Source organism: Streptomyces sp. NPDC037421 (assembly GCF_055602105.1).
This window is the reverse complement of record NZ_JBVJWV010000075.1, coordinates 1-7699: the sequence shown is the minus strand read 5'-3', so window position 1 is coordinate 7699 and position 7699 is coordinate 1. Positions and strand designations below refer to the sequence as shown.

The following is a 7699-nucleotide window of genomic DNA, read 5'->3' as shown; positions in this document are numbered from 1 at the left end:
GGCCAGGCTCGACGCCTTCCGCTGGCTGACCCGATACAACACCCGCCGCCGACACTCCCGCCTCGGTCAACGGTCTCCCATCGCCTACGAGAACGTCCTCCGACCAGCAGCGACTACCCTGGCCCAAACCGCATAGACGTGTTCAACATTTGGGGTCAAGGCCCGTGCTGCGGCGCCTGATGGATCAGGCCCGGGACGGCTCGACGCACACCGTCAGCTACTACTTCACGCGGGTCGGCCAGGCGGTGAAGCAGATAGAGGGGGCGGCGGTCGAGATGCCGTCGCGGGCGACCTTCTACCGGCTGTTCAACAGACTGGAAGCGGGGCGGCACACGACTGGTTCGGCCCGGACCCGCCGTTCCCTGGCCAATCAGCCAGACGGGGTCTTCGACCAGGTCTCGGTCTGCCGTCCGGGCGAGCTGATGGAGATCGACTCCACGCCGTTCGACGTGCTGGTGCGGCTGGACAACGGGGTGGTGGACCGGGTCGAGCTGGTCGGCATGGTCGACGTCGCCACACGCTCGATCACCGCGGCGGTGCTGAGGCCGACCACGAAGTCGGTGGACGCCGCCCTGCTCCTGGCCCGCTCGGTGACCCCGGCGCCGATGCGTCCGGGCTGGCCGGAGGCCCTGCGGATGGAGCACTCCGCGCTGCCCTTCGAGCGGCTTTTGTCGGTGGACGAGCGGCTGCGGCACGCGGCCGCGGTCCCGCTGATGATCCCGGAGGCGATCGTGGTGGACGGCGGGAAGGCGTTCTTGTCGAAGAACTTCCACGCCGCCTGCAACGCGTTCGGCACCGAGGTGATCCATGCCCCGCCCCGCACCCCTACTCACAAGCCGCACATCGAGCGGACTCTGGGTTCAGCAGCATCGCTGTTCGCCCAGTTCGTCACGGGGTACACCGGACGCTCGGCCGAGCACCGCGGCCGCAAGGTCGAGGACCAGCCGCTGTGGTCTCAGCACCAGCTCCAGGAACTTCTGGAGGAATGGATCAGCTCGGGCTGGCAGGCCAGGGCCCATGACGGGCTGCGTGACCCACTTGCCCCCGGGCGGACGTTCTCGCCGAACGAGAAGTACGCCGCACTCGTCGAGACGGCCGGCTATCTGCCGCTCGCGCTGGGCGCCGAAGACTATTTGGAGCTGCTGCCCACCCGCTGGCAGGCGGTCAACTCCTACGGCATCAAGGTCAACCACCGTATCTACGACTGCGACGAGCTGAACGGGTTGCGGCGGGTGAAGTCTGGGATCGCCGGGCGGAAGAACCGGTGGGAGGTCCGCCACGACCCCTACGACATTCGCCTCCTTTGGCTGCGCGACCATCGCGAGGACCGGTGGATCACCGTTCCCTGGCGGCTGTTATCGACCACTGCCACCCCCTTCGGTGAACTCGCCTGGAACCACGAAGCCCGCAACCTGCGCAACCAGGGTGGTCAGGTCACCGAGGACGCCATCGCGGAGGCGGTGGGCGACCTCCTCGACCGCGCGGGCAACGGGCCACAGGAACAGGCGCCACCGGACAAGCCGGACCGCGGCGGCCTCAGCCGGCGCCGCGCCTCCAAGGTCGCCGCCCGCACCCGCGCGACCGCTCAGCCCGACTGGCCCCGCCCTGATCCGCCGGAGCCTGCCGCACCGGTACTGGTCCCCGAGGCGGCAGAAGACGACGAGGACGACGGCGAACAGATCGCCGACATCGTGCCACTGAAGGTCTTTGACGCCCGCAAGGAGGCAAAGAAGTGGTGGTGAACTTCCCCGAGTTCGGGATGGCCGACGAACGACGCCTGCCGACCACGACCCTGGAGGGCTGGCGCCGGTTCGTGAACGCAGACCCGCTTACTTTCAATCTGCTGCCCGAAGAGGACTGGCAAGCCCTCCAGGATCCGGCCCGCCACGAGTACGACGAGGCCCGGGTGAACTACCACTCCGAACTGATCGTCGTGGAGACACCCACGATCCGCGAGGTCACCCACCAGGGCAGACTCCTCACCCTGGTGAACCGGCGAGAGATCAGCGCCCGCCGCGGCCTGATCGTCTCCGGGCCCTGGGCGACGGGCAAATCCACCGCCATCAAGCAGCTCGGCCGCACCCACGAGCTGCGAGTACGTCAGCGCTTCCCCGAGCACGACCGCATCCCGGTCGTCTACGTCTCCGCCCCGCCCAACGGCTCCCCGCGCAAGCTCGCCACCCGCTTCGCTCACTTCCTGGGGCTGCCGCTGAAGTCGAGGCACAACGAGATGGACATCGCCGACACCGTCTGCCAGATCCTCACGGATGCCCGTTGCGACCTCGTTTGTGTCGATGAGATTCACAACATCAACATGGCGACATCCACGGGCAAGGACATGTCGGATCACCTGAAGTACTTCACCGAGCACATCCCCGCCACGTTCATCTACGCGGGCATCAACGTCGAACGCGAAGGCCTGTTCAGCGGGGTGAGGGGGAAACAGATCGCCGCTCGTTGCGTGATGCGGACGACCGGGAACCTCCCCAACCAGGCCGAATGGCGGTCGATGATCGCCACGATGGAGCAGGCCCTGCGGCTGCACCGTCACCGCTGCGGCGGCCTGGCGAGGCAAGCGAAGTATCTTCACCAGCGCACGGCGGCAGCATCAGCAGCCTGTCCCATCTCATCAGGGCGGCCGCGATCAGCGCGATCATCGACGGCGGCGAGCGCATCACACGGGGCCTGCTCGATTCCATCCCGGTCGACCACAACACCCAGTCGGACAACCCGTCTCCCGCCGGCGACGACGATGATGAGATCGGTGACGCCGCGTGACGGCGGCGCCTCTGCCCGGTCCGCGGCTGCGACAGCTCCCCCGGACCATTGACCCGCTCCACCGGGAGACGTCCGGCTCCTACCTGGGGAGGCTCGCCGCCGCCAACCGCATCTCTCACCAGGAGCTGTCCGCGCACATTCAGGACCCGGACCAAGTCCACCCCGGCAAGCTCACCACGTTGCAGGCCCTGCACTGTCTGTCCGGGCACCCCCTCGACCGGCTCCTGCGGGCCCTGCCTGACCTGCGGACCGGGGAACTGACCGCCCGCTTCACCGCCCAGCCCCTCAAACCGCTGCCCGACAAGAAGTGGACGGTTCGGCCGATCTGCAACCGCTGCCTGGCCGCGCTGGGCATCACCACCCACGCTTCACACCATGTCCCGGTCAGTACCAATGTCTGTCTCCGGCACGGCCGCTGGATCGGCCGCCACGGACAGCAACTCGACCTGCACACCGTCCCAGAGGTGATCCGCGCACAGCGGCACCACTACAACCTCGTCCGCCGTCACGGCCAGCCGACCGTCACCTACCCGATGGCGGAAGCCACCGACATCTCCTTCCGCTGGTGGGACAGCAGCCGGTTCGACCGGCAATGGCACCGCCGCATGACCGCACTGAGCGGCCCGAAATGGGTCACCTTCAAGGACGAGATCGACCTCGTCGCCTGCACCTACCCGGGCATCGTCGCCCTCGCTGGCCTTCTCGCTTCCGCCCATCTGCGGTTCCTGCCCTTCACCGGCAACGAGCGGGACCTACGTCGCTTCATCCACGAAGTCCGCGCCCGGGCCGCGCCCGGCTACTCCCTCGAAGACGCCGGCAAGCGCGACCCACTGGTCCGCTGGATCGAGGAAGAACCGTATGACCGCAGCTTCCCCTTCTATCCCTGGCACCCGCCGACCCATCCCGACCGTGAGCAGGTGAGCGCCCAGTGACGACCTCACCCTCTCTGCGGCGGACACCGTCGGCCCCGGCCATGGTCGGCTACGTCCGCGCAGCCGCCGGCCGAAGTCCCGTCCCGCAGATCAATGTCCTCATGGGCGTAGGTGTCGCGGAGGAGCACATCTATATCGAACGGACCAACGGCCACAAAACCGCCTGGCCTGAGCGGGACCTGCTACTGCCCCAACTCCGCTCCGGCGACACCATCACGATCACGCGGCTGGACCGGCTCTTCTACTCCGTCCAGAACCTCATCATCGTGGCCACCGACCTGCGCGACTGCGGCATCCGGCTCCATGCCGTCGAGCAGGGTATCGACAGCAACACCCTCGACGGACGCGACTTCTTCGGCATGATGTCCGTCTTCGCTGGCCTGCACCGCGAGTTCGTACTCGCCGCCACCAACGACGGCCTGGCCGCCGCCCGCGCCCGAGGCAAGACCGGCGGACGGCCACCACGCCTCACCCCCGAGCAGGCCGAGCAGGCCGAGCAAGCCCAACAGCTCTACGACTCCGGCACCCCAGTCCCGAACATCGCCCGCACCTTTAAGTCCGCACCTGCCACCATCTACCGCTACATCACGCCCAAAGCAGCGAACTGACGACCACAGGGCAGCCATCACGCTCCGTGACTTTCGCCGAGTCGCTCACCGGCTGGCAGCATGCTGACTTCACGGTGTCACGACCTGCGGATGCGCAAACACCGAGTTGTCGATGACAACATCCATCATCGGCAACGGGGCGACTTCCTGAAGATAGATACGCTCGGCCACCAGATACCTGTTCCGGTGGATCGACTCCGCTTCAGATCCGGCCCAGTCCTGGTCACGCTCGGCACCCCGCTGAACGGACAGCTCCGCATCCACCTGCAACCAGACTCGGAAGTCCCAGTACTCATTGATCTCGGGCCGGAAGGCGAAGACGCCATCCACGATCAGCACCGCGTCCGCCCCAAGCGGCGTCGCTTCCGCTGAGTGATCTCGCTGGGTCAGCGGGTCGATGCTGCACAGCACGCAGGATGTCGCTCCCGATGACCGGCAGGGATCCAGCAGCAGGCTCTTGACCGCCTCATAGTCATATGCGTTGCGGTAGTACCCCTCACCGGACTCCCGGTCATACAGGTGCCGATCCCTCCACGGCTTCTTGAAGTCGTCGAGAGTCGCCCGGAGCACTGGCCGCCCCGCAGAACTGATCCACTCAGCTACTTCATGCCCGAAGCTCGTCTTCCCGGCGGCGGTGAAGCCGTCGATCCCCACGAGCAGGCGGCCCTGCCCGAGAGCCAGAATGCGCTTGGCGATCTCTTCGACCAGCATGCTGCGCTCGACAGAGGCCGCCGGAGGGCAGGGCTGCTGCCAGGACGAAGCCGAATGATGCACGTCCGCCTGTGGTGATCTCATGGGGTGAACCTATCGGCTGGCCCAACGGCCAGGAAGATCACCCGTCAGCACTCAAAGCGCCGACCTGCCACGGCCATCCTTCTTCAGCCAGCAGACACGATGAGGTGAAACACCCGCCTGCATCTACTCCGCGCAGGCACGATGCGGTGAGACACGGGCGCAGCCCCCTCTCACGTCAAAGCGCATCCACGCTGGTCAGAAGGCCCCGTGAAAGCAAGGTCAAATGAGACGGGACATGTACTACCGAATGAGGCCAGCGCGGCACTCCTCGCCGGCTTCAGGCGCCCAAGGGGGCAGCAGCCGACTTCGCCGTAGCCGCCTAGCGCGCAACCCTGGAGCAATCCCGGCCTGACCCCGTTGACACCTGGACCGAGAGAAGACTTGTACCCCACCAGTCCAAGACGACCACGGCCACGAAGCTCCGACCGCTACGGTGACGCTACGGACTATCAGGAAGCCGGGTGTTCAAACGCCCGGTGAGCCAGGAGGATCAGTGACCGTTCCGATTCTCAGCTTCACGCAAGCCTCGGGCCCGAAGGACGCGGGCGAGCACACGTGGTCGGAGGACCTGTACCAGCTGGAAATGGACCAAGAAAGCTACGAAGAAGAGCGGGCTGCGGAAGCCAGACGACTGCGCAGCTCTGCCCGGGAGCTGCTTGACCAGGCCACGGCTGAGTCCGCTCCGGCAGGCAGGGAACGGCTCGTCGAGCGAGCCAGGCGGCAGCTCCAGCAGGCGAATGATCCTCGTCCCCAGAAACGGCAGGTCCTGGAACGTCGGGAACAGATCATGATGCGCTCGTGTGGGCGGCCAGCCGTCCTTGTGCGCCCCAGCCTTCCGGGGCACCGAGAGGTGTACCACCGCGATGAGACTTGCGGACTCATCAGTGGGGACGGCCGACACCTGAACAGTGCCGGGTGGACGCCGGTCGGCGAGGCGGAAGCTGCTGGATACCGGCCCTGCGCACGCTGTGGTGGCTGACGGCTTGCCGACCGGAACGAAGCCCTGAAAGTTACCGGCGGGCTACTTGTCGCCTGGTTCGCCGCTCGTTAACGGCCCCCATCTACCGCCACCTCGCAAGACCGCCACCGCCGGCCAAGCCATAGCCGACCCGCCTACGCGGGGAGCCATCTACCGCCACCTGGACAGGGCCCTGCCCCAGCAGACCGCAACACCCCGTAGAGGCAGGATCACCGCAGCTCAGGGGCTACTCCGTTGTTTTCTTGGCGGGTACTACTGGGACCCCTCCTCGTCCGACATGTCGGAGGGATACCGCCGCACCCGGTCCGGATGATCGGCCGCGTTGCCGTACACGTGCGCGAGGCAATCACACGATCGGGCTGCCGAGTTGAGATCAGCGGGCGTGAGCGCGTACAACTGCGACAACAGGGCCTCCTGGTACTGCTCGGTTCGGTTCGCACCTCCGAGCTACCAAGGGGCCCTGCCTTCATGCGCCTACCGCCAGAAGATCACCCCGGCGGGAACCCTGTTCGACTTGCACGTTCCATGATCGGTTGAGATACGGCTTCTCAGGCCACTGCGTGGCGTCCTGCCCCACCTGATGCGCAGGACCAGCCGGTGCCTCGGCCTTCGTGGTAGAAGCCACTCTCACTCCCCAACTCCCCCACCCGGTGTGAAGCAGGGGCGAATGGTGACAGCAAAGGACACCGTCACGGTACGGGAGGCCGGTGACACTGCGCTGGTCGTGGACAGCGGTGCCGCGGTGAATGAGGTGAGGAGATCTCACCGCGGTGGGCGCCGGCCCTATCGGCCATGCGGGATGACTCTGACCTGCGAGGCAAGTGCAGTCAGATCCGGTGGACCGGCGCGGAGTGTGTCCAGTGCCAGCTGACCGGGCTCCACTGCTTCTTCAGGGCCGTGCGCTGCCGGGTGTAGGTGCGCAGGGCCTCTTCCACGGTGGCGGAGAGGGCGGTGAGGTCGTCGGGGATGGGGATGCGCAGGATGAGGTGCTGCTTGGTGTGGACCAGCAACAGGTCTCCGTCGGGGGTGCAGGCTCCGAGGGTGAAGTGGATCAGCGGCTTGAACGCCTTGGTGTCGGTGTCCAGTTTGGCGCGGAGTACCCCGGCCTTGTTCCAGGCGTAGAGGCCGTAGCGGTTGAGGTGGAAGGCGTGGCCGCGGTGCGGGTCGGCGGTGACGTGGAAGTTGAAGCCGGTGAAGGGCGAGTCGCGCCACATATGGAGGCCGTGGAGGCGTCCGGTCATCTGGCCCTGGTCGTCGACGAGGGCGAAGACGAAGGGCTGTCCGCGGCTGCCGCTGCGGAAGGTCTTCGCAAAGAAGGGGATGACGAAGAGGTCGTCGGCGAGCGCTGCGGGGCGGCCGAGGCGCGAGCCCTCCCAGTTCGACAGCCGGTCCTCGCCGGCGGCGAGTTCGGTCAGTGCGGGGCGGGGCCGGTTCGTCATGCCGATGGGCGCGCCCTGGTACGTGGCGTGCGGGCGCAGGTCCACGGCGCCCTGGTGGGCCGGCTGGGGGTCGAGGGAGGCAAGCGTGCGGATGGCAGGCTTCGCGTCTGCGGTCAGCGGGCCGTCGGCGATGCCGACGAGGTTGGTGATCACGTTGCCGTACCGCAC

The 7699-nt window shown here is 66.9% G+C and carries 5 protein-coding genes and 1 pseudogene; 4 read left to right on the top strand and 2 right to left on the bottom strand.

Annotation, left to right across the window (positions count from 1 at the left end; genetic code table 11):
- The first annotated feature begins 164 nt into the window (after nt 1–164).
- Genes ACZ7IF_RS39110 through ACZ7IF_RS39095 form a run of 4 tightly spaced genes read left to right on the top strand, consistent with a single transcriptional unit; the run spans nt 165 to nt 4318 of the window.
- Nucleotides 165–1742 (top strand): transposase, encoded by a 1578-nt coding sequence (locus ACZ7IF_RS39110; RefSeq protein WP_470981792.1) that lies wholly within the window; start codon nt 165–167, stop codon nt 1740–1742.
- Complete coding sequence (locus ACZ7IF_RS39105) at nt 1733–2830, top strand: ATP-binding protein (RefSeq protein ID WP_470981790.1); 1098 nt, start codon at nt 1733–1735, stop codon at nt 2828–2830. Before ACZ7IF_RS39110 ends, ACZ7IF_RS39105 begins: the two co-directional genes overlap by 10 nt.
- Nucleotides 2775–3710, top strand: coding sequence for a TniQ family protein (locus ACZ7IF_RS39100; protein ID WP_470981788.1), 936 nt, complete (start codon nt 2775–2777; stop codon nt 3708–3710). Before ACZ7IF_RS39105 ends, ACZ7IF_RS39100 begins: the two co-directional genes overlap by 56 nt.
- Nucleotides 3711–3751: 41 nt before the next feature.
- Nucleotides 3752–4318, top strand: a complete 567-nt coding sequence (locus ACZ7IF_RS39095) for a recombinase family protein (protein ID WP_470981794.1) — start codon at nt 3752–3754, stop codon at nt 4316–4318.
- 69 nt (nt 4319–4387) lie between these two features.
- On the opposite strand, the gene ACZ7IF_RS39090 is transcribed toward ACZ7IF_RS39095, so the two are convergent.
- Together ACZ7IF_RS39090 and ACZ7IF_RS39085 are read right to left on the bottom strand one after the other, a co-directional pair.
- On the bottom strand, nt 4388–5029 hold the full coding sequence (locus ACZ7IF_RS39090; RefSeq protein WP_470981786.1) for a nucleoside/nucleotide kinase family protein: 642 nt from the start codon (nt 5027–5029) through the stop codon (nt 4388–4390).
- A 1890-nt stretch (nt 5030–6919) separates the two neighbouring features.
- A pseudogene (locus ACZ7IF_RS39085) lies at nt 6920–7699 on the bottom strand (hypothetical protein); the annotation flags it as partial.